Here is a 20,277-nt window from a genome sequence, read left to right as displayed (position 1 = left end):
GGGCTGGTGTGGCTTCACACCGGCCCGTTTTGCATTCAACCACGCCAGTCGCTCGTGTCCGATTCCGCTGTTACTCCATCCATTCCCGCGCCGCTCCAGTGCGGCCGCTTCGCACTGACGTTCGAGCGCCCGCTCGTGATGGGCATTCTCAACGCCACGCCCGATTCGTTCTCCGACGGCGGCCGCTTCCTCGCGCGCGACGATGCGCTGCGCCAGGCCGAGCGCATGATCGCCGAAGGCGCGGATCTCCTCGATATCGGCGGCGAATCGACGCGCCCCGGCGCACCCCCCGTACCGCTCGACGAGGAGCTCGCGCGCGTGATCCCGCTCGTCGAGGCGCTGCGGCCGCTGAACGTGCCGCTGTCGGTCGACACCTACAAGCCGGCCGTGATGCGCGCGGCGCTGGCCGCCGGCGCGGACCTGATCAACGACATCTGGGGATTCCGCCAGCCGGGTGCGATCGACGCGGTGCGCGACGGCAACTGCGGGCTGTGCGCGATGCACATGCTCGGCGAGCCGCAGACGATGCAGGTCGGCGAGCCCGACTACGGCGACGTCGTGACCGACGTGCGCGAGTTTCTCGCCGCGCGCGCGCAGGCGCTGCGCGACGCGGGCATTGCGCCGGAGCGGATCTGCGTGGATCCCGGCTTCGGGTTCGGCAAGGCGGTCGTCGACGACAACTATGCGCTGCTGGCCGCGTTGCCGGACACGGCGCCCGCGCGGCCCGACGGGCGCGCTTATCCGATTCTCGCGGGCATGTCGCGCAAGTCGATGCTCGGCGCGGTGATCGGCGGCAAGCCGCCGATGGAGCGCGTCGCGGCGAGCGTGGCGGCCGCGTTGTGCGCGGTCGAGCGCGGTGCGGCGATCGTGCGCGTGCACGACGTCGCGGCGACGGTCGATGCACTGAAAGTCTGGAATGCCGTGCGCGAAGCCGCGCGGCAACGATAAGTCAGAAGACGAAGGAGGAAGATTCGCCATGGGACGTCGATATTTCGGCACGGACGGCATTCGCGGCACGGTGGGCGAGGCGCCCATCACGCCGGATTTCGTATTGCGCCTCGGCTACGCGGCCGGCAAGGTGCTGGCCAGCTCGGCCGACGTCGCGTCAGGCTCGCGGCCGACGGTGCTGATCGGCAAGGACACGCGCGTGTCGGGCTACATGCTGGAAGCTGCGCTCGAGGCCGGTTTTTCGGCGGCCGGCGTCGACGTGATGCTGGCCGGCCCGATGCCGACGCCGGGCGTCGCATATCTGACGCGTGCGCTGCGCCTGTCGGCCGGCGTCGTGATCAGCGCGTCGCATAACCCGTATCACGACAACGGGATCAAGTTTTTCTCCGCTGACGGCAACAAGCTGCCCGACGACACCGAAGCCGCGATCGAAGCGTGGCTCGACAAGCCGCTCGAGTGCGCGTCGTCCGACGGCCTCGGCAAGGCGCGCCGCCTCGACGACGCAGCCGGTCGCTACATCGAGTTCTGCAAGAGCACGTTCCCGGCCGCGTTCGACCTGCGCGGGTTGAAGCTCGTGGTCGATTGCGCGCACGGTGCCGCGTACCAGGTCGCGCCGCACGTGTTCCACGAGCTCGGCGCTGACGTGATTCCGATCGGTGTCGCGCCGAACGGCTTCAACATCAACGACGGCGTCGGCGCGACCGCGCCCGACGCGCTGGTGCGCGCGGTGCGGGCGAACCACGCCGATCTCGGCATTGCGCTCGACGGCGATGCGGACCGCCTGCAGGTCGTCGATGCGACCGGGCGCCTGTACAACGGCGACGAGCTCCTCTACGTACTCGTGAAGGACCGGATCGCGACCGACGGCAAGGTCGAAGGTGCGGTCGGCACGCTGATGACGAACCTCGCCGTCGAAGTCGCGCTGCAGCGCGAGGGCGTGAAGTTCGTCCGCGCGGCGGTCGGCGACCGCTATGTGCTCGAGCAATTGCGCGAGCATGGCTGGCAACTCGGCGCGGAAGGCTCGGGCCACATCCTGTCGCTCGACCGGCATTCGACCGGCGACGGCATCGTGTCGGCGCTGCTCGTGCTGGCCGCGCTGAAGCGCAGCGGCCGAACGCTCGCGCAGATGCTCGATGGCGTCACGCTGTTTCCGCAGAAGCTGATCAACGTGCGGATGAAGCCGGGCGCCGACTGGAAGGGCAGCGCGTCGATTCGCGCCGCGATCGACGCGGCCGAAGCCGCGCTCGCCGGCAGCGGCCGCGTACTGATCCGCGCATCGGGCACCGAGCCCGTGCTGCGCGTGATGGTCGAGGCGCAGCAGGCGGCCGATGCGGTCCGCCATGCGGAGACGATTGCCGACGCGGTGCGCGCGGCGACGACCTGACGCACGATATCGGTGCGGGGCGGCCTGCCGTCCGCGCGCCGGTTCTCCGGTAAATCGGCACGCGGCGCCTTCGGGCGCCGCAATTTCGTCAGACGCAAAGGTTTGCGCTACCTATAGTGTGTCGCGTCGATCAACGCATCGCCTGACTGAAGATATCTTCCGACCCCTGATATCGCGCCCACCGCGGGCAGGGGCTTCCCGTACCGCCGCCGCTGCGCTACGATCCGCCGGCGCACCCGAAAAACGGGTGTTCCACCCCGTCCTTGCCGGGCAGGCAATTCTTGCCGCCTTTGCCGTTCCGGTGCCCGCAGGCGCCGCCCGCGCCGCACCCGATACTCCCTTTCAACCAGTCATGTTACTGTCACGCCAGTTTCATCGATTGTCACATTACCGTCATGAGGAGCCCCTAACCTTCGCGGTGCCGTAGTCATCCGCTCACACACTGGAGGTCTCATGAAATTGATGCAAACCGCGATTGCCGGCCTGGCTGGCGCGCTTTTCGCCGTTGCCGCGCAAGCTGCCGACATCACGGGCGCAGGCAGCACGTTCGCGATGCCGATCTATACGAAATGGGCTGCCGACTACCAGCAGTCCGGCGGCGCAAAGGTCAACTACCAGGGTATCGGTTCGTCGGGCGGCCTGAAGCAGATCAACGCGAAGACGGTCGATTTTGCCGGTTCGGACGCTCCGCTGAAGGATGAAGAGCTCGCAAAGGAAGGCCTGTTCCAGTTCCCGACGGTGGTCGGCGGCGTGGTGCCGGTCGTCAACGTGCCGGGCGTGAAGGCCGGTGAACTGACGCTGTCGGGCCCGGTGCTCGGCGACATCTACCTCGGCAAGATCAAGAAGTGGAACGATCCGGCGATCGCCGCGCTGAACCCGAAGGTCAAGCTGCCGGATACGGACATCGCGGTCGTTCGCCGTGCTGACGGCTCGGGCACGAGCTTCATCTGGACGAACTACCTGTCGAAGGTCAACGACGAGTGGAAGTCGAAGATCGGCGAAGGCACGACGGTCAACTGGCCGACGGGCACGGGCGGCAAGGGCAACGACGGCGTCGCGGCCTTCGTGCAGCGCCTGCCGGGCGCGATCGGCTACGTCGAGTGGGCGTACGCGAAGAAGAACAACATGACCTACACCGCGCTGAAGAACTCGACGGGCACGGTGGTCGAGCCGAAGACGGAAACGTTCAAGGCCGCTGCCGCCGGCGCGAACTGGTCGAAGTCGTTCTACCAGATCCTGACGAACCAGCCGGGCAAGGACGCATGGCCGGTCGTCGGCGCGACGTTCGTGCTGCTGCACGCGAAGCAGGACAAGCCGGAGCAGGGCGCGGAAACGCTGAAGTTCTTCAGCTGGGCGTTCAAGAACGGCGAGAAGGCTGCGGACAGCCTCGACTACATCTCGCTGCCGGCGACGGTCGAGACGGAAATCCGCAAGCAGTGGAAGACGAAGGTGACGGACGCATCGGGCAAGCCGGTCGCCGCCGAGTAAGCAATGCAGCGGTTCACTGCCCGGCCGCGCCGGTCGGGCAGTGTGTGCGGTAAAGCCGGGCGTTACGGCGCTCGGCGATCAAAAGCAGGCACCCATGTCTGATATTTCATACGCGTCCTCCCGATCGCCCGACAGTGCGCAGCAGCGCGCGCCGAGCCGCCTCGGCGACGTCCTGTTCGGCGGCCTCGCACGGCTCGCCGCGATCGTGACCCTGCTGCTGCTGGGCGGGATCATCGTTTCCCTGATCATTGCGTCGCTGCCGACCATCCAGAAGTTCGGCCTCGGCTTCCTGTGGCAATCCGAGTGGGATCCCAACTCGGACATCTACGGCGCACTCGTGCCGATCTACGGCACGATCGTGACGTCGGTCATTGCGCTCGTCATCGCGGTGCCCGTCAGTTTCGGCATCGCACTGTTCCTCACCGAGCTGTCGCCCGTGTGGCTGCGCCGCCCGCTGGGCATCGCGATCGAGCTGCTCGCCGCGATTCCGTCGATCGTATACGGCATGTGGGGGCTGCTCGTGTTCGCGCCGATCTTCGCCGAATACTTCCAGAAGCCGCTCGGCCATCTGCTCAAGGACGTGTGGGTGCTCGGGCCGCTGACGTCCGGCCCGCCGATCGGCATCGGCATCCTCGCGGCCGGCGTGATTCTCGCGATCATGATCATCCCGTACATCGCGTCGGTGATGCGCGACGTGTTCGAGGTCACGCCCGTGCTGCTGAAGGAATCGGCATACGGGATCGGCTGCACGACCTGGGAAGTGATGTGGAAGGTCGTGCTGCCCTATACGAAGACCGGCGTGATCGGCGGCGTGATGCTCGGCCTCGGCCGCGCACTCGGCGAGACGATGGCCGTGACGTTCGTGATCGGCAACACGAACCTGCTCGACAGCGTGTCGCTGTTCGCGCCGGGCAACAGCATCACGTCGGCGCTCGCGAACGAATTCGCGGAAGCGCAGCCGGGCCTGCATACGTCCGCGCTGATGGAACTGGGCCTGATCCTGTTCGTGATCACGTTCATCGTGCTGTCCATCTCCAAACTGCTGCTGCTTCGTCTCGAGAAGGGAGAGGGCAAGAAATGAGCGAGCCCATCATGAATTTCCCGGGGCCGGACGGCGCCGTGCTCGAAGCGATGCGCGAGCGCCTGCAGCGCAAGCGCAAGGCCGTCAACGCGGTCGCGCTCGCCGCATCGCTCGGCGCAATGGCGTTCGGCCTGCTGTGGCTCGTGTGGATCCTGTACACGACGCTGCACCTCGGTATCGGCGGCCTGTCGGTGCAGCTGTTCACCGAATCGACGCCGGCACCGAACACCGAAGGCGGCGGTCTCGCGAACGCGATCATCGGCAGCCTGCTGCTGTGCGGTTTCGGCACGCTGGTCGGCACGCCGATCGGCATCCTCGCGGGCGTTTATCTCGCCGAATACGGCCAGAAGAACCTGCTGGCGAGCACGATCCGCTTCATCAACGACATCCTGCTGTCCGCGCCGTCGATCGTCATCGGCCTGTTCGTGTACGCGCTCGTCGTCGCGAAGTCGGGGCGCTTCTCGGGCTGGGCCGGCGTGATCGCGCTCGCGCTGCTGCAGATCCCGATCGTGATCCGCACGACCGAGAACATGCTGAAGCTCGTGCCGAACGCGCTGCGCGAAGCCGCCTTCGCGCTCGGCACGCCGAAGTGGCGAATGGTGCTGAAGATCACGCTGCGCGCATCGGTGGGCGGCATCATCACGGGCGTGCTGCTCGCGGTCGCGCGGATCGCCGGCGAAACGGCGCCGCTGCTGTTCACCGCGCTGTCGAACCAGTTCTTCTCGTGGGACATGAGCCAGCCGATGGCGAACCTGCCCGTGACGATCTACAAGTTCGCGATGAGCCCGTTCGCGGAATGGCAGTCGCTCGCATGGGCGGGCGTGTTCCTGATTACGCTCGGGGTGCTCGGACTCAACATCCTGGCGCGCTCGGTCTTCTCGAAAAAGTAACGGCGGAGCAATCCGATGAATATGGCAGAGAGCCACCTGAATCCCGTCGAGCGCACCGCAGCGCCCGCCGGCACGCACGACGCGGCGAACGATCGCCCGCTCGCGCCGCTGAACGCGAAGATCGAGGTCAACAACCTCAACTTCTTCTACAGCAAGTTCCATGCGCTGAAGAACATCAACCTGCGCATTCCCGAAGGGAAGGTGACGGCGTTCATCGGCCCGTCGGGCTGCGGCAAGTCGACGCTGCTGCGCACGTTCAACAAGATGTTCGCGCTCTATCCGGAGCAGCGCGCCGAAGGCGAAATCCTGATGGACGGCGAGAACCTGCTGACGACGAAGCGCGACATCTCGCTGCTGCGCGCGCGCATCGGCATGGTGTTCCAGAAGCCGACCCCGTTCCCGATGTCGATCTACGACAACATCGCGTTCGGCGTGAAGATGTTCGAAAAGCTCACGCGCTCGGAAATGGACGACCGCGTCGAGTGGGCGCTCACGAAGGCCGCGCTGTGGAACGAAGTGAAGGACAAGCTGGGGCAGAGCGGCTACGGCCTCTCGGGCGGCCAGCAGCAGCGTCTGTGCATCGCGCGCGGCATCGCGATCCGCCCGGAAGTGCTGCTGCTCGACGAACCGTGCTCGGCGCTCGACCCGATCTCGACGGGCCGCATCGAGGAGCTGATCGCGGAGCTGAAGAGCGACTACACGGTCGTGATCGTCACGCACAACATGCAGCAGGCAGCGCGCTGCTCGGATTACACGGCCTACATGTACCTGGGCGAGCTGATCGAGTTCGGCGAAACCGAAAAGATCTTCATCAAGCCGGTGCGCAAGGAAACGGAAGACTACATCACCGGCCGCTTCGGCTGATGACGGAGAACAACAGCCATGTCGGATAAACATCTGTCGAGCCAGTTCGACGCGGACCTGAATGCCGTGTCGTCGAAAGTGCTGGAAATGGGCGGGCTCGTCGAGTCGCAGATCGTCGGCGCGATGCACGCACTCAACGAATTCGATCGCGATGCGGCCGAGAAGGTGATCGCGGCCGAGGAAACGCTGAACGCGATGGAAGTCGACATCGACCAGGAATGCGGCAACATCATCGCGCGGAGGCAGCCTGCCGCGCGCGACCTGCGTCTTTTGATGTCGATTTCGAAAACGATTACGAACCTCGAGCGCGCCGGCGACGAGGCAGAGAAGATCGCGAAGCGCGTGCGCCGCCTGGTCGACGAGCCGGCCGCGCGCGCGGTCAACATCGCCGAGATCAAGGTGTCGGGCGAGATGGCCGTGACGATCCTGCGCCGCGCGCTCGACGCGTTTGCGCGTCTCGATACGGTGGCGGCCGCGCAGATCGTCAAGGACGACAAGGAGATCGACATGGAATTCCGCGCGTTCGTGCGCAAGCTCGTGTCGTACATGCAGGAAGATCCGCGCACGATCTCGGTCGGCCTCGATTACCTGTTCATCGCGAAGGCGATCGAACGGATCGGCGACCACGCGAAGAACATCGCCGAATTCATCATCTACATCGTGAAGGGCACGGACGTGCGGCACCAGCCGCGCGACACGCTCGACCGAGAAGCCAACAGTTAACGCGACAACGTACAGGAAGAAAAGAGGTGCCGATGCCCAGCAACATTCTCGTCGTTGAAGATGAGCCCGCGATTTCCGAACTGATCTCGGTGAATCTCCAGCACGCCGGTCATTGCCCGATCCGCGCGTACAACGCCGAACAGGCGCAGAACCTGATCAGCGACGTGCTGCCCGATCTCGTGCTGCTCGACTGGATGCTGCCGGGCAAGTCCGGTATCGCGTTCGCGCGCGACCTGCGCAACAACGAACGGACCAAACACATCCCGATCATCATGCTGACCGCGCGCGGCGACGAGCAGGACAAGGTGCTCGGGCTCGAGATCGGCGCGGACGACTACGTGACGAAGCCGTTCTCGCCGAAGGAACTGATGGCGCGCATCAAGGCCGTGCTGCGCCGTCGTGCGCCGCAGCTGACCGAGGACGTCGTGTCGATCAACGGGCTGCGCCTCGACCCGGCCACGCATCGCGTCGCCGCGCATGCGGAAGGCAGCGAGATCAAGCTCGATCTCGGCCCGACCGAATTCCGCCTGCTGCATTTCTTCATGACGCATCCGGAGCGCGTGCACAGCCGCACGCAACTGCTCGACCAGGTGTGGGGCGACCACGTGTTCGTCGAAGAGCGAACCGTCGACGTGCACATCAAACGATTGCGCGCGGCCTTGAAACCGGCCGGCTGCGATGCGATGATCGAGACCGTGCGCGGCAGCGGCTACCGGCTCGCCAAGCACGCGTAACGTATCCGGACATGCCGTGTGCCACGGCATGCCGTTCATTCTTTCGGACGCTGAATCATGAACATCATCTGGGCGCGCTTTCTGGTGTCGCTCGTGCTGCTCGTGCTGATCGGCGTATTGGTCGGCGTCTTTGCCGGCCCGACCGCGGGCCTCGTGTTCGTGGCCGTGATGCTGATCGCGCAGGGCTTTTTCAGCACCTTCCATACGCAGCGTCTGTGGCGCTTGCTCGATGCGCCCGTCTACGGCGAAGTGCCGAGCGCGCCGGGCATCTGGGGCGAGATTTACTACCGTTTGCACAAGCTCGCGAAGCAGTGGCATGCGCAGGTGCGGCAGGTTGAACAGCAGCATTCGCGCTTCATCCAGGCGATCCAGGCCTCACCGAACGGCGTCGCGATGCTCGACGACCACGACCAGATCGAGTGGTGCAACGCGATCGCCGAGGTCCATTTCGGTCTCGATGCGAAGCGCGACCTGCGCCAGCACATCACGAACCTGGTGCGTCATCCCGAGTTCGTCCGCTACCTGAATGCGCAGCATTACGACGAGACGCTCGTGATGCGCGGCATGGGCGGTGCGCGACAGAACGTGCTGGCCGTGCAGGTGTTTCCGTACGGCGAGAACCGCAAGCTGCTGCTCACGCAGGACATCACCGAGCTCGAGCGTACCGACGCGATGCGGCGCGACTTCGTCGCGAACGTGTCGCACGAATTGAAGACGCCGCTCACCGTGCTGTCCGGCTTCCTCGAGACGATGCGCGAGCTGCCGCTGAACGAGGAAGACCGCGCTCGCTATCTCGAGATGATGGAGCAGCAGGCGTCGCGGATGCGGCACATCGTCACCGATCTGCTGGTGCTCGCGAAGCTGGAAGGCGAGAGCAAGCCGCCGGTCGATCATGCGATCGACATGCGCGCCGTGTTCGACCATCTGAAGGAGGATGCGCAGACGCTGTCGAACGGGCATCACGACATTGCGTTCTCGATCGACGAGACGCTCGGCGTCACGGGCGCGCAGACGGAGTTGTTCAGCGCGTTCGCGAATCTCGTCACGAACGCGATCCGCTATACGCCGGACGGCGGCAAGATCGTCGTGTCGTGGCGGCGCGAGGGTGCGCAGGGCGTGTTTTCCGTCACGGACAGCGGCTTCGGCATTCCGGCCGCCGACTTGCCGCGGCTGACCGAGCGCTTCTATCGCGTCGACCGCAGCCGCTCGCGCGATACGGGCGGCACGGGGCTCGGGCTCGCGATCGTCAAGCACGTGCTGCAGCGGCACGATGCGCACCTGTACGTGCAAAGCGAGGAAGGGCGCGGCAGCACGTTCACCGCGCGGTTCCCGGGCTCGCGCATCATCGCGATCCGGCCGGCCGCGTACGAGGCATGATCGCGTAACGGCATCCGTCGCTCGTTCGGCGAGCGGCGGCACGCCAGGCAAGAAAAAAGCGCAGCCCGCGTATGTGAGCTGCGCTTTTTCATTGGCCGTGCGGCGCGCGATTCGCGCCGCACGGCAGGATCACGAGCAGAACTTCGCGAGCAGCCCGAGCTGCGCGTTGCGGACCGTCTTGCCTGCGCGGCGCCGGCGGTAGTGACCGTCGCTGAGCATCTGCCAGGCCGACTGGTTGTCGCCGAGGCACACCGACAGGCCTTCGGCGATCACGCGCCGCTTGAGCTTGCGCTCGCGGATCGGGAACGCGACTTCGACGCGGCGGAACAGGTTGCGGTCCATCCAGTCGGCGCTCGACAGATAGACGTCCTCGGCACCGCCCGCGTGGAAATAGTAGATCCGGTGGTGCTCGAGGAAGCGGCCGACGATCGAGCGCACCGTGATGTTTTCCGACAGCCCCGGCACGCCGGGCTGCAGCGCGCAGACGCCGCGCACGATCAGGTCGACCTTCACGCCGGCCTGCGACGCTTCGTACAGCGCGGCTATCACTGTCGGCTCCAGCAGCGCGTTCATTTTCGCGACGATGCGTGCGCGCTTGCCGGCACGCGCATTGTCGATCTCCGCGCGGATCGATTCGACGATGCGCGGATGCAGCGTGAACGGCGACTGCCACAGCTCGTGCAGCGTGAGTTCGCCGCCGATCCCGGTCAGTTGCTGGAATACGTGATGGACGTCCTCGCAGATCTTCTGGTCGGCCGTCATCAGCCCGAAGTCGGTGTAGAGGCGCGCCGTGCGCGGGTGGTAGTTGCCGGTGCCGAGGTGCACGTAGCGGCGCAGCGTCGCCTTGCCGGCCTGCACGACGCGCCGCACGATCAGCATCATCTTCGCGTGGCACTTGTGACCGACCACGCCGTACACGACGTGCGCGCCGACGGCTTCGAGCTGCGATGCCCAGTTGATGTTGGTTTCCTCGTCGAAGCGCGCGAGCAGTTCGACGACGACGGTCACTTCCTTGCCGTTGCGCGCGGCTTCCATCAGCGCGTCCATCAGCGGCGAATCGGTGCCGGTGCGGTAGATCGTCTGCTTGATCGCGACGACGCTCGGATCCTTCGCGGCCTGCTGTAGCAGTTCGAGCACGGGCTGGAAGCTCTCGTACGGATGATGCAGCAGGATGTCGCCGTCGTCGATCGCATCGAACATCGTCGGCGCGTTCGCGATCGCGGGCGGAGTCGATGCGGTAAACGGCGCGAACTTCAGGTCGGGGCGGTCGACGAGATCGGGAATCTGCATCAGGCGCACGAGGTTCACGGAACCGGCCACGCGATAGCAGTCCTTGTCGCGGAGTTCGCTTTCCTCGAGCAGCCGCCGCACGATGTGCTGCGGCGTGTCGGCCGACACCTCGAGGCGCACCGCGTTGCCGAGATGGCGCGCGGGCAGTTCGCCCTGCAGCGCGACGCGCAGGTTCGTGATTTCGTCCTCGTCGACGAACAGCTCGCTGTTGCGCGTGATGCGGAACTGGTTGCAGCTCTTCACGACGAGTTGAGGGAAGAGTTCGCCGACGAAGCGCTGCATGAACGAGCTCAACAGCACGAAGCCGTGCTCGAAGCCCGACAGCGCGTGCGGCATGCGCACGACGCGCGGCAGCGCGCGCGGCGCCTGCACGATGCCCATCACGGCCTGGCGGCCGAACGCGTCGCGGCCTTCGAGCTCGACGACGAAGTTCAGGCTCTTGTTCAGCACGCGCGGGAACGGGTGGGCCGGATCGAGGCCGATCGGTGTCAGTACGGGCAGCAGTTCGTCGAGGAAGTAGTGTCGTGCCCATTCGAGCTGCTCGTCGTTCCACGAGTCGGTCGCATGGAAGTAGATGCCTTCCTGTTCGAGCGCGGGCAGCACGGTTTCGTGCAGCATCGTGTACTGTCGATGGACGAGCCGTTGCGCGCGTTCGACGACGAGATCGTAAGCATGCTGTAACGACATGCCGTCGGGCGTCAGCGCGCCGGGGTTGTCGCGGATCTGCTCCTGAAGGCCGGCCATCCGGACTTCGAAGAATTCGTCGAGGTTGCTGCTGGTGATGCAGATGAAGCGAAGGCGCTCGAGCAATGGAACTTGCGGATCGGCTGCCTGGGCCAGCACGCGCTCGTTGAAACCGAGGATGCCGAGTTCACGATTGAGAAGCGGGTAGCGGACGGACATCGGCGGAGTAGGGGGTGATTCTGGCGATGATTCGAAAGGACGCTCGGAAACTCTCACGGTACGATGACGTGCTGATGACAGTAATGGTTTTATATCGGCAAATTCTACGCCCTAACCGATTCGTCGCATAAATGTTTCGGCCATATACACTTGAGCAGTATGCATGCCCGTGAAGCGTGGCAATGGCAAGCGTTCCACGCTTAAAATGTCGCCTTTGATTGATCGCCCTGGGTTGCCGGACTGGCTACCCAGGGCGAACGCGCACGGAGCCCCAATCTGATGGTTACAACTCCCCACTTGCTGGCTGCCGTGGATCTCGGCTCGAACAGCTTCCGGCTGATCGTCGGTCGCGTCGAGGAAACGTCGGCGGGCAGCCAGATCTATCCCGTCGACGCGTTGCGCGAGCCCGTTCGGCTGGCCGCGGGTCTGTCGAGCGACAAGATGCTCGATCGCGCGTCGCAGGAGCGTGGCTGGGAGGCGCTCAAGCGGTTCGGCGAGCGCCTGCGCGATTTCCATCCGGATCGTGTGCGCGCGGTGGCGACCAACACGCTGCGCGTCGCGAAGAACGCGGCCGAATTTCTCGGCGAGGCCGAAGCGGCGCTCGGGTTCCCGATCGAAGTGATCGCGGGCCGCGAAGAAGCGCGGCTGATCTATGCGGGCGCTGCGCACTCAGTGCCGGCGAGCGCCGGCAAGCGGCTCGTCGTCGACATCGGCGGCGGCTCGACCGAATTCATCATCGGCGCGCACTACACGCCGATCGTGATGGAGAGCCTCTATATCGGCTGCGTGAGCCACAGCCGCGCCTTCTTTCCGGCCGGCAACGTCGACGAATACACGATGCGGCAAGCCGAACTCGCCGCCAAGCGCGAGATCCAGATCATTTCGAGCGAGTACAAGAAGGCCGGGTGGGACCAGGCGATCGGTTCGTCCGGCACCGCGCGTGCGCTGGCGGAGCTCGTCGAGGCGAACGGCTTCAACGATCCGGGCATCACGCACGGCATTTCGCGCGGCGGCCTCGAGCGGCTGAAGCGCGCGCTGATCAAGTCGGAGAACGTCAACCGGCTGAAGCTGGTTGCGCTGAAGCCCGACCGCGTGCCGGTGCTCGCGGGCGGCCTCGCGATCATGCTCGCGGTGTTCGAGGAGCTCGGCGTCGATTATGTCGATACGACCGACGGTGCGCTGCGTCTCGGCGTGCTGTACGACCTGCTCGGCCGGACGCAGCACGAAGACATGCGCGCGGTGACCGTCGAGGGCTTTACTCGCCGCTATGGCGTCGATCGTGCGCAGGCCGAGCGGATCGGTGCGCTCGCGGCGCGTTTCTACGACGAACTCGACGAAGCCGACGAGGAAGCGCGCGAGGAAGGCCGGATGTTCCTCGGCTGGGCGGCCGCGTTGCACGAGATCGGCCTGTCGATCTCGCACAGCGCGTATCACAAGCATTCGGCCTATATCGCGAGCAACGCGGACATGCCGGGCTTTTCGCGCACGGACCAGGCGCGGCTCGCCGCGCTCGTGCTCGGTCACGCGGGCAAGCTCGGCAAGCTGTCGCAGGCGCGCGAGGTCGAGTGGCCGCTGCTGTTCTGCCTGCGGCTCGCGGCGCTGCTGTGCCGGCGCCGGACCGATGCGGGGTTGCCGGACATTTCCGTTTCGCAGATGAAGAAGGGCGGATATGAAGTGCGCCTGCCGGGCGCATGGGTCGAGCAGAACCCGTTGACCGACTACAGCCTCAGCCAGGAGGCTGCCGAATGGGAAAAGGTCGGTATCCCGTATCGCGTGGTGTATACGGGCGCGTAACAGGCCGATAGCGGGGCCCGGACGGGCTCGCGGGCGGGGCGTGCGGTTGTGGCTTAGGCGTGACGCATGATCGTCCTGACGATTGCTCAGTCCGACGAGCAGACGATCGCGGTCAGGAACGGAAACGCCTGCTTGACGGTTGCGTCGCTGCCGGCCTTGCGCACGGCTTCCTCCACCGCGCCCTTCGTGCCGCGCACCACGACGCCGTAGGCCCAGTCGCCGATCGGCGTGCCGTCGCCCGGACGGAAGATCGGGTCGTTCGCCTGGTAACCGAGCACGACATAGACGCCGAAGCCGTACGCCGTCAGCGAGCGGTTCGTGCGAAATGCGTTGACCGAGTTCGATTCGACGTGCATCGGCTCCGACTGGATGTCGCCGGCGGCGAGCAGCGGCGCGACGAACTTGTGGCCGGTCGAATGGCAGTCGAGCGCGTCGTCGAGCGCCTTGGCGGACGCGGTGCCGGTGGTCGCGAGCGCGAACAGCGATGCGCAGAGGGCGGTCTTGAGAATGTTGTTTTTCATGCGCGGATGCGGGTTGTTCACGCGCATTATCGCGTGTTCCCGGAAGTGTCGCGCGCGGGCTGCGGCGTGCGTGTCGGCAGCCTGCTGACTTGTGGCCGCGATCAGCTGCCTGCGGTTGAAGCGATGCGTCATGGGCGCCGGGATGCGGCAGAGGCCGATGCGTTGTCGCCCGGCCCCCAATTGATCCCTGCAATGAACCGGATTACCGCGAGCCAGGAAGCCCAGCGACCGGTTCAAGGATCCGGAAACGGAAAAGGGGCTACGGTGATCACCGTAACCCCTTGATTCCTTTGGTCGGAGCGATAGGATTCGAACCTACGACCCTCTGATCCCAAATCAGATGCGCTACCAGGCTGCGCTACGCTCCGACGAGCCAAAGATTGTATCGTCTAATTACTGATCCGGTCAATCACGATATGCGGGTAAATGCCGCGGCGGTGAACCGGTCGCGATTTGCGACAATTCGCACGATGATCGGCCGGCCCGGATACACGTGCGCGCGGCCGCTCGCCGAAGCAAGGAGAACATCATGATGAACCTGATCCTGTGGCGCCACGCCGAAGCCGAAGACTACGCGGCGAGCGATCTCGCGCGCCAGTTGACCGTTCGTGGCCGCAAGGACGCGCAGGCGATGGCCAAATGGCTGCGTGGCCGGCTCGAGTCGAACGCCGTGATCCTCGCGAGCCCGGCGGCCCGCACCGTGCAGACCGTCGAGGCGCTGACCGACCAGTACCGGACCGTCGATGCGCTCGCGCCGGGCGGCGGTGTCGACGACGTGCTGGCGGCGGCCGGCTGGCCGGAAGGCATCGCGCCGACGGTCGTGATCGTCGGGCACCAGCCGACGCTCGGCAGCGTCGCCGCGCAACTGATCGCCGGCAGCGACGACAGCTGGAGCGTCAAGAAGGGCGGAATCGTGTGGCTCGCGAGCCGCACGCGCGACGGCGGCCGGCAGGCCGTGCTGCGGGCAGTATTGACGCCGGAACTGGTGTAAAGCAAGCCTGACGGGGATTAACGGGATTCATCATACGGCTTCGCAAGCTTTCTGCTAAAGTCAATTCGGCGACACGTCATTGAAAGGACACGGTCGTGCCACATAACGGTCACGGCCGATTACTACATTGGCGGGCATGTCGCCTTATTCCTTACGACCAGGAAAGCCTAATGCGAGAACTGCCGACGCCTACGCTCCCCTTTGCCTCGCTGCCCCTCGACACGTCGCGGCGCCACCTGCCGCGCGCTGCTGAAACCGTTACATCGGAGTACCGCCTGCGTGCCGCATGGGCCCGCACGGAAGACGAATTGCGCGAAGCGCAGCGCCTGCGTTACAGCGTGTTCGCCGAAGAGATGGGCGCGCAGGTCAGCGGCCCCTCCGGTCTCGACGTCGATCCGTTCGATGCGTACTGCGACCACCTGCTGGTTCGCGATCTCGATACGCTGAAGGTGGTCGGCACGTATCGCGTGCTGCCGCCGCACGAGGCGGCGCGTGTCGGCCGCCTGTACGCCGAGGGCGAATTCGACCTGTCGCGCCTGACGCACCTGCGCGGCAAGATGGTCGAGGTCGGCCGCTCGTGCGTGCACAGCGACTACCGCAGCGGCGCCGTCATCATGGCGCTGTGGGGTGGCCTCGGCGCGTACATGATGCAGAACGGCTACGAGACGATGCTCGGCTGCGCAAGCGTGTCGATGGCCGACGGCGGCCACTATGCTGCAAACCTGTACCAGTCGCTGTCGGCGAGCTCGCTGACGGCGCCCGAGTACCGTGCGTTCCCGCATACGGCACTGCCGGTCGACGAACTGCAGACGGGCGTCGCCGTGGCGCCGCCGCCGCTGATCAAGGGCTACCTGCGTCTCGGCGCAAAGATCTGCGGCGCGCCGGCCTGGGATCCCGATTTCAATTGCGCGGATTTCCTGACGCTGTTCCGTCTGTCCGACATCAACGCGCGCTACGCCCGCCACTTCCTGGGCTGAGCCGTCCGAATCGCGGCGCGCCCGGTCCCGAGCGCACGCAAGCAAACGCCGTCGTGCGGCAGCCTGCCGCGCGACGGCGTTCGTATATTCGGACAGTGTGCGTGTATCCCGCCCTGTTAATTTCGACGATGCACGGTTCCTGCCGTGCCACCGGATGGCACGTTCGCGAACGGCCCGGGTTCGACGCGGGCCGGACGGCAGGGCGGCTCGCTCAGTGCTTGCGGCGCCAGTCGAGCAGGTGGTGTTCCGCCATCCAGTGGTGGATCATCCCTTCGCCGTCATGGCTGCGCTTGTATTCGCGCGCCTCGAAGTACGACAGCGCGGCCAGCACCATCAAGCCGATGAACAGGCCGATCAGGCCCGCAATTTCCTCAGACGACATGGCAGCCTCCTTCCACGGCACAGCGCCATGCGTACATAGTAGGACATGCGCGGCGCGACCCCGAAACCGGATTTCCGCTAGACTCGGCGCGGTCCTGGCGCGCGATGGGCGCGCCGATTTCCGGAGCCATACCCGATGACCCGTTTCATGCTGGCCGTGCTGGCCGCAGCGCTTCTCGCGGGCTGCACCAGCGATCCTCGTCAGGCCCGCCGCGGCCACCCGCCGGAAGATCCAGCCGACTATCACGGCGTGCCGACCGACATGACGCCGCCGTCGATGCTCGACGCACCGCCGCCGAAGCCCGTGCAATAACGGTCGGCCTGGCCGGCCGTCAGGCGCGGGCCGCGGGTGCGGCGTGCGCGTCGGCGCCGATGCGCCGTAATAGTCCCGGCAGGTAGCGCGCGAGCGTCGCGCCGCGCGCGGCCATGAACAGCAGCAGCGCGAACCAGAGGCCGTGATTGCCGAACGTGCCGACGGCGGCGAGCGTGGCCGCGATGAAGATCGAGAACGACACGACCATCGCGCGCATCAGCGATTGCGTCTGCGTGGCGCCGATGAACACGCCGTCGAGCAGAAAGCCCCAGACGGACACGATCGGCGAGATCGCGGCCCACGGCAGGTAGCGCAGCGCGACTGCACGGATCTCGGCCTGATCGGTCAGCCGCGCGACGATCCAGCCGCCGCCGGCCCAGTAAGCGAGCGCGAACAGCAGCGCGCCGAGAGCGGACCAGAACAGCGTGACGCGCACGGCTTGCCGGAATGCGCGGCGGTCGCGCGCGCCGGCCGCCGCGCCGACGAGCGCCTCGGCCGCATGCGCGAAGCCGTCGAGGCCGTACGCCATGAAGGTCTGGAAATTCAGCAGCAGCGCGTTCGCCGCGAGCGTCGCGTCGCCCTGTTTCGCGCCGAGGTGCGCGAACCAGCCGAATGCGCCGAGCAGGCACAGCGTGCGCAGGAAGATGTCGCGATTGAGCGCGATCAGCCGCTTGAGCGCCACGCGGTCGGCGAGCGCACGCGCGGCGATTGGCACGAGACCGCGCGGTCGTAGCCGCCACAGCATCCACGCGCCGAGCGCGAAGCCGCACGCGTCCGCGGTGGCGGTCGCGGCGCCGATGCCGGCGATGCCCCAGCCGAAGCCGTACACGTAGAGCAGCACGGCGCCGATGTTCACCGCATTGATGAACACCTGCGCGACCAGCGCAAGCCGGACGCGCTGCACGCCGAGCAGGTAACCGAGCACGACGTAGTTCGCGAGCGCGAACGGTGCGCTCCAGATCCGTGCGTGGCTGTACGCGAGCGCCGTCGCGCGGACGGCATCGCTGCCGCCGAGCGCGGTCAGCGCGAACGACAGCAGGGGTACCTGCAGCGCGAGCACCGCGGCACCGAGCGCGAATGCGACGATCAACGCGCGCAGCAGGTTCAGGCGGATGCCGGCATCATCGCCGGCACCGTGCGCCTGCGCGACGAGGCCGGTCGTCCCCATCCGCAGGAAGCCGAAGCCCCAGAACACGAAATTGAAGAACAGCCCGCCGAGCGCGACGCCGCCGAGATACTGCGCGCCGTCGAGGTGGCCGGCGACGGCCGTGTCGACGGCGCCGAGGATCGGCTGGGTCAGGTTCGCCAGGACGATCGGGAAGGCGAGCGCGAGGACGCGCCGATGCGTGACGGTGGCCGAATCAGTGCCGGCCCCGTGAGGTAACGCGGATTCGGACATGGCGGACGCGTCAGGCGCGTTCCTGCACGCAGACCCATGGCGACACGACGACCGCCCACAGCTCCGGGTTGCGCGCCGCGTAGTCGGCCGCGGTTTCGGCCGGCATGCGCGCGACGAGGCCGGCAGACAGCCAGCGCGTGACCTGGTCGGCTTCGTCGCTGGCGATCGCTTCCGCGACGCTGACGAGATCGAGGTCGCGCGCGACGGACAGCAGCTTGCCCTGCGCGAAGAAGCGCTCGAGATCGCACCAGTCGATCTTGGCGGTCTCGCCGAGGAGTTTGGCGTAGAGCGGGCTGTGCGACGCACCCGCGGCGGATTGGCGTTCAGAGGACATCGGTTTTTTGGAAAGACTGCGTGGCGCCACTATAAACCATCCGGCCGGCGGCCCGAGCGGGCGGCGGACGGCTACGCGTCGCGCAGCGCGCGGCGCACGATCTTGCCGGTCGCGGTCATCGGCAGGCTGTCGACGAACGCGATCGCGCGCGGATACTCGTGCGCGGCGAGGCGTGTGCGTACGTGTGCCTGCAGTGCGCTGACGAGCGCATCGTCGCCGACGTGGCCGGGGTTCAGCACGACGAACGCCTTGACGATCTCGGTGCGCGTCGCGTCGGGTACGCCAACGACAGCCGCCATCCGCACCGCCGGATGCGTGAGCAGGCAGTCCTCGATCGGGCCCGGGCCGATCCTGTATCCGGCGCTCGTGATTACATCGTCGTCGCGGCCGACGAAGCGCACGAAGCCGTCGGCGTCGATCGTGCCCGTATCGCCGGTGAGGAGGTAGTCGCCCGCGAACTTGTCGCGTGTCGCGCCGGGATTGCGCCAGTATTCGAGGAACATCACCGGGTCGGGGCGGCGCACCGCGATGCGGCCTTCGACGCCGGGCGGCAGCGGCGTGCCGTCCGCATCGACGATCGCGACCACGTGACCGGGCACCGCCTTGCCGATCGCGCCCGGCTGCGCATCGAACAGCGCCGCGCACGACGACAGCACCATGTTGCATTCGGTCTGCCCGTAGAACTCGTTGATCGTCACGCCGAGCGCGTCGCGTCCCCAGGCCGTCAGCTCGGTGCCGAGCGATTCCCCGCCGCTCGCGACCGATTTCAGCGACAGCGCGTAGCGTTCGCGCGGTGCCGCGACGGTACGCATGAGCTTCAGCGCGGTGGGCGGCAGGAACGCGTGGGTCACGCCGTGCCGTGCCATCAGCGCGAACGCCGCGTCGCCGTCGAATTTCTCGAAGCGGCGAGCGAGCACGGGCACGCCGTGATGCCAGGACGGCAGCAGCACGTCGAGCAGGCCGCCGATCCACGCCCAGTCGGCGGGCGTCCAGAACAGGCGTGCGTCGCGCGGGAAGCATTGCTGCGACATCTCGACGCCCGGCAGGTGGCCAAGCAGCACGCGATGCGCGTGCAGCGCGCCTTTCGGTTTGCCGGTTGTGCCGGACGTATAGATGATCACCGCCGGATCGTCGGCGGCCGTATCGGCCGGCACGAAGTCGGGCGTTTCGGCGGCCAGCGCCGCATCGTAGCGCAGCACGCCCGGCGCGTCGGGCGCATCGTCGCCGATGCAGTAGACGGTATGCAGTGCCGGCAGTTGCGCGCGCAGCGGCGCGATTTTCGCGTAGCCGGCCGCGTCGGTGACGAGCGCGGATGCTTCGCTGTTCGCGAGCCGGTATTCGAGCGCATCGACGCCGAACAGCGTGAAGAGCGGCACCGCGATCGCGCCGAGTTTGTACGCGGCGAGATGCGCAATGGCCGTTTCCGGGCCCTGCGCGAGGAAGACGCCGATCCGGTCGCCGCGTCGCAGGCCGGCGCGCACGAAGCTGTTCGCGAGCCGGTTAGAAGCATTCCTCAGGTCGTCGAACGTGAGTCGAATCACGTCGCCTTGCGCGGTTTCGTGGATCAGCGCGAGGCGCCCGCTGCCGTCGGCCCATTTGTCGCAGACATCCACGCCGATGTTGTAGCGGGCCGGAACGGCCCAGCCGAAGCGGGAGAGCAGGTCGTCGTAGCGGTCGGCGGCGGGCAGCATCGCGGGTCTCCTGGGTGTCGAACGTGGCGTCGGGCGAACGGCTTACATCAGGGTTTCATGCAGACGAATCGACAATGGTGACTGCTGATAGGGAATGTTCGGACTCGTCCAATGGCCACGGCTCAGTGCACGATTCCACAATGACGCATAAGATCACGACACAACAGTGATAGGACCATGGATTTGCTTCTGAT

The 20,277-nt window shown here is 66.4% G+C and carries 19 protein-coding genes and 1 tRNA gene; 13 read left to right on the top strand and 7 right to left on the bottom strand.

What is annotated here, in order from left to right; translation table 11 throughout:
* The first annotated feature begins 6 nt into the window (after positions 1-6).
* From folP to phoR, 9 genes are all read left to right on the top strand, one after another.
* A complete protein-coding gene (folP, locus tag BT264_RS00555; protein WP_072435865.1) occupies positions 7-948 on the top strand; it encodes a dihydropteroate synthase in 942 nt (313 codons plus the stop codon).
* Positions 949-976: 28 nt separating this feature from the next.
* Entirely contained in the window at positions 977-2,332 is a 1,356-nt protein-coding gene (gene glmM / locus BT264_RS00550; RefSeq protein ID WP_072435864.1) for a phosphoglucosamine mutase, read from the top strand.
* 453 nt (positions 2,333-2,785) lie between these two features.
* On the top strand, positions 2,786-3,820 hold the full coding sequence (gene pstS / locus BT264_RS00540; RefSeq protein WP_072435863.1) for a phosphate ABC transporter substrate-binding protein PstS: 1,035 nt from the start codon (positions 2,786-2,788) through the stop codon (positions 3,818-3,820).
* A gap of 94 nt (positions 3,821-3,914) precedes the next feature.
* Positions 3,915-4,901 (top strand): phosphate ABC transporter permease PstC, encoded by a 987-nt coding sequence (gene pstC, locus BT264_RS00535; RefSeq protein WP_072435862.1) that lies wholly within the window; start codon positions 3,915-3,917, stop codon positions 4,899-4,901.
* The gene (gene pstA, locus BT264_RS00530) at positions 4,898-5,791 is read left to right on the top strand and encodes a phosphate ABC transporter permease PstA (RefSeq protein ID WP_072435861.1); all 894 of its coding nucleotides are present in this window, start codon (positions 4,898-4,900) and stop codon (positions 5,789-5,791) included. The genes pstC and pstA overlap by 4 nt, the downstream gene beginning before the upstream one ends.
* A gap of 15 nt (positions 5,792-5,806) precedes the next feature.
* Positions 5,807-6,655, top strand: coding sequence for a phosphate ABC transporter ATP-binding protein PstB (gene pstB, locus BT264_RS00525; RefSeq protein WP_072435860.1), 849 nt, complete (start codon positions 5,807-5,809; stop codon positions 6,653-6,655).
* Between the two features lie 18 nt (positions 6,656-6,673).
* Complete coding sequence (gene phoU / locus BT264_RS00520; RefSeq protein WP_034183285.1) at positions 6,674-7,378, top strand: phosphate signaling complex protein PhoU; 705 nt, start codon at positions 6,674-6,676, stop codon at positions 7,376-7,378.
* Positions 7,379-7,410: 32 nt separating this feature from the next.
* Positions 7,411-8,112 carry a phosphate regulon transcriptional regulator PhoB gene (gene phoB, locus BT264_RS00515; RefSeq protein ID WP_027787869.1) on the top strand — a complete coding sequence of 234 codons (702 nt, stop codon included), beginning with the start codon at positions 7,411-7,413 and terminating at the stop codon, positions 8,110-8,112.
* Between the two features lie 57 nt (positions 8,113-8,169).
* Entirely contained in the window at positions 8,170-9,489 is a 1,320-nt protein-coding gene (gene phoR, locus BT264_RS00510) for a phosphate regulon sensor histidine kinase PhoR (protein ID WP_072435859.1), read from the top strand.
* Between the two features lie 129 nt (positions 9,490-9,618).
* On the opposite strand, the gene ppk1 is transcribed toward phoR, so the two are convergent.
* On the bottom strand, positions 9,619-11,682 hold the full coding sequence (gene ppk1, locus BT264_RS00505) for a polyphosphate kinase 1 (RefSeq protein WP_072435858.1): 2,064 nt from the start codon (positions 11,680-11,682) through the stop codon (positions 9,619-9,621).
* 279 nt (positions 11,683-11,961) lie between these two features.
* Between ppk1 and ppx the strand changes: the two genes are divergently transcribed.
* Positions 11,962-13,476: an exopolyphosphatase gene (gene ppx, locus BT264_RS00500; protein WP_072435857.1), complete on the top strand. Its 1,515-nt coding sequence runs from the start codon at positions 11,962-11,964 to the stop codon at positions 13,474-13,476.
* Between the two features lie 86 nt (positions 13,477-13,562).
* Here the strand turns inward: ppx and BT264_RS00495 are convergent, their stop codons facing one another.
* Positions 13,563-13,997: a hypothetical protein gene (locus BT264_RS00495; protein WP_072436411.1), complete on the bottom strand. Its 435-nt coding sequence runs from the start codon at positions 13,995-13,997 to the stop codon at positions 13,563-13,565.
* A 291-nt stretch (positions 13,998-14,288) separates the two neighbouring features.
* Positions 14,289-14,365: transfer RNA gene (locus BT264_RS00490), tRNA-Pro, on the bottom strand.
* A gap of 161 nt (positions 14,366-14,526) precedes the next feature.
* Between BT264_RS00490 and sixA the strand changes: the two genes are divergently transcribed.
* Both sixA and BT264_RS00480 read left to right on the top strand, forming a co-directional pair.
* Positions 14,527-14,988 (top strand): phosphohistidine phosphatase SixA, encoded by a 462-nt coding sequence (gene sixA, locus BT264_RS00485; protein ID WP_072436410.1) that lies wholly within the window; start codon positions 14,527-14,529, stop codon positions 14,986-14,988.
* Positions 14,989-15,158: 170 nt separating this feature from the next.
* Complete coding sequence (locus BT264_RS00480) at positions 15,159-15,965, top strand: GNAT family N-acetyltransferase (protein ID WP_072435856.1); 807 nt, start codon at positions 15,159-15,161, stop codon at positions 15,963-15,965.
* A 211-nt stretch (positions 15,966-16,176) separates the two neighbouring features.
* Here BT264_RS00480 and BT264_RS39040 read toward each other — a convergent pair whose 3' ends face one another.
* A complete protein-coding gene (locus tag BT264_RS39040) occupies positions 16,177-16,347 on the bottom strand; it encodes a hypothetical protein (protein WP_174419115.1) in 171 nt (56 codons plus the stop codon).
* 135 nt (positions 16,348-16,482) lie between these two features.
* Here BT264_RS39040 and BT264_RS39035 point away from each other — a divergent pair, with 135 nt between their 5' ends.
* Entirely contained in the window at positions 16,483-16,659 is a 177-nt protein-coding gene (locus tag BT264_RS39035; protein ID WP_165948090.1) for a hypothetical protein, read from the top strand.
* Positions 16,660-16,678: 19 nt separating this feature from the next.
* Here the strand turns inward: BT264_RS39035 and BT264_RS00475 are convergent, their stop codons facing one another.
* The 3 genes from BT264_RS00475 to BT264_RS00465 form a co-directional block, all read right to left on the bottom strand.
* Positions 16,679-18,058 (bottom strand): MATE family efflux transporter, encoded by a 1,380-nt coding sequence (locus BT264_RS00475; RefSeq protein WP_072435855.1) that lies wholly within the window; start codon positions 18,056-18,058, stop codon positions 16,679-16,681.
* A gap of 10 nt (positions 18,059-18,068) precedes the next feature.
* The gene (locus BT264_RS00470) at positions 18,069-18,392 is read right to left on the bottom strand and encodes a DUF2288 domain-containing protein (protein ID WP_072435854.1); all 324 of its coding nucleotides are present in this window, start codon (positions 18,390-18,392) and stop codon (positions 18,069-18,071) included.
* A 71-nt stretch (positions 18,393-18,463) separates the two neighbouring features.
* Positions 18,464-20,083 carry an acyl-CoA synthetase gene (locus tag BT264_RS00465; RefSeq protein WP_072435853.1) on the bottom strand — a complete coding sequence of 540 codons (1,620 nt, stop codon included), beginning with the start codon at positions 20,081-20,083 and terminating at the stop codon, positions 18,464-18,466.
* Between the last annotated feature and the right edge of the window lie 194 nt (positions 20,084-20,277).

Origin of the sequence: Burkholderia sp. NFPP32, assembly GCF_900119325.1 — a bacterium.
Classification (GTDB): Bacteria; Pseudomonadota; Gammaproteobacteria; order Burkholderiales; family Burkholderiaceae; genus Burkholderia; species Burkholderia pyrrocinia_C.
Note: the sequence above shows the minus strand (reverse complement) of the source record. Positions and strands in the feature narration are given on the sequence as shown.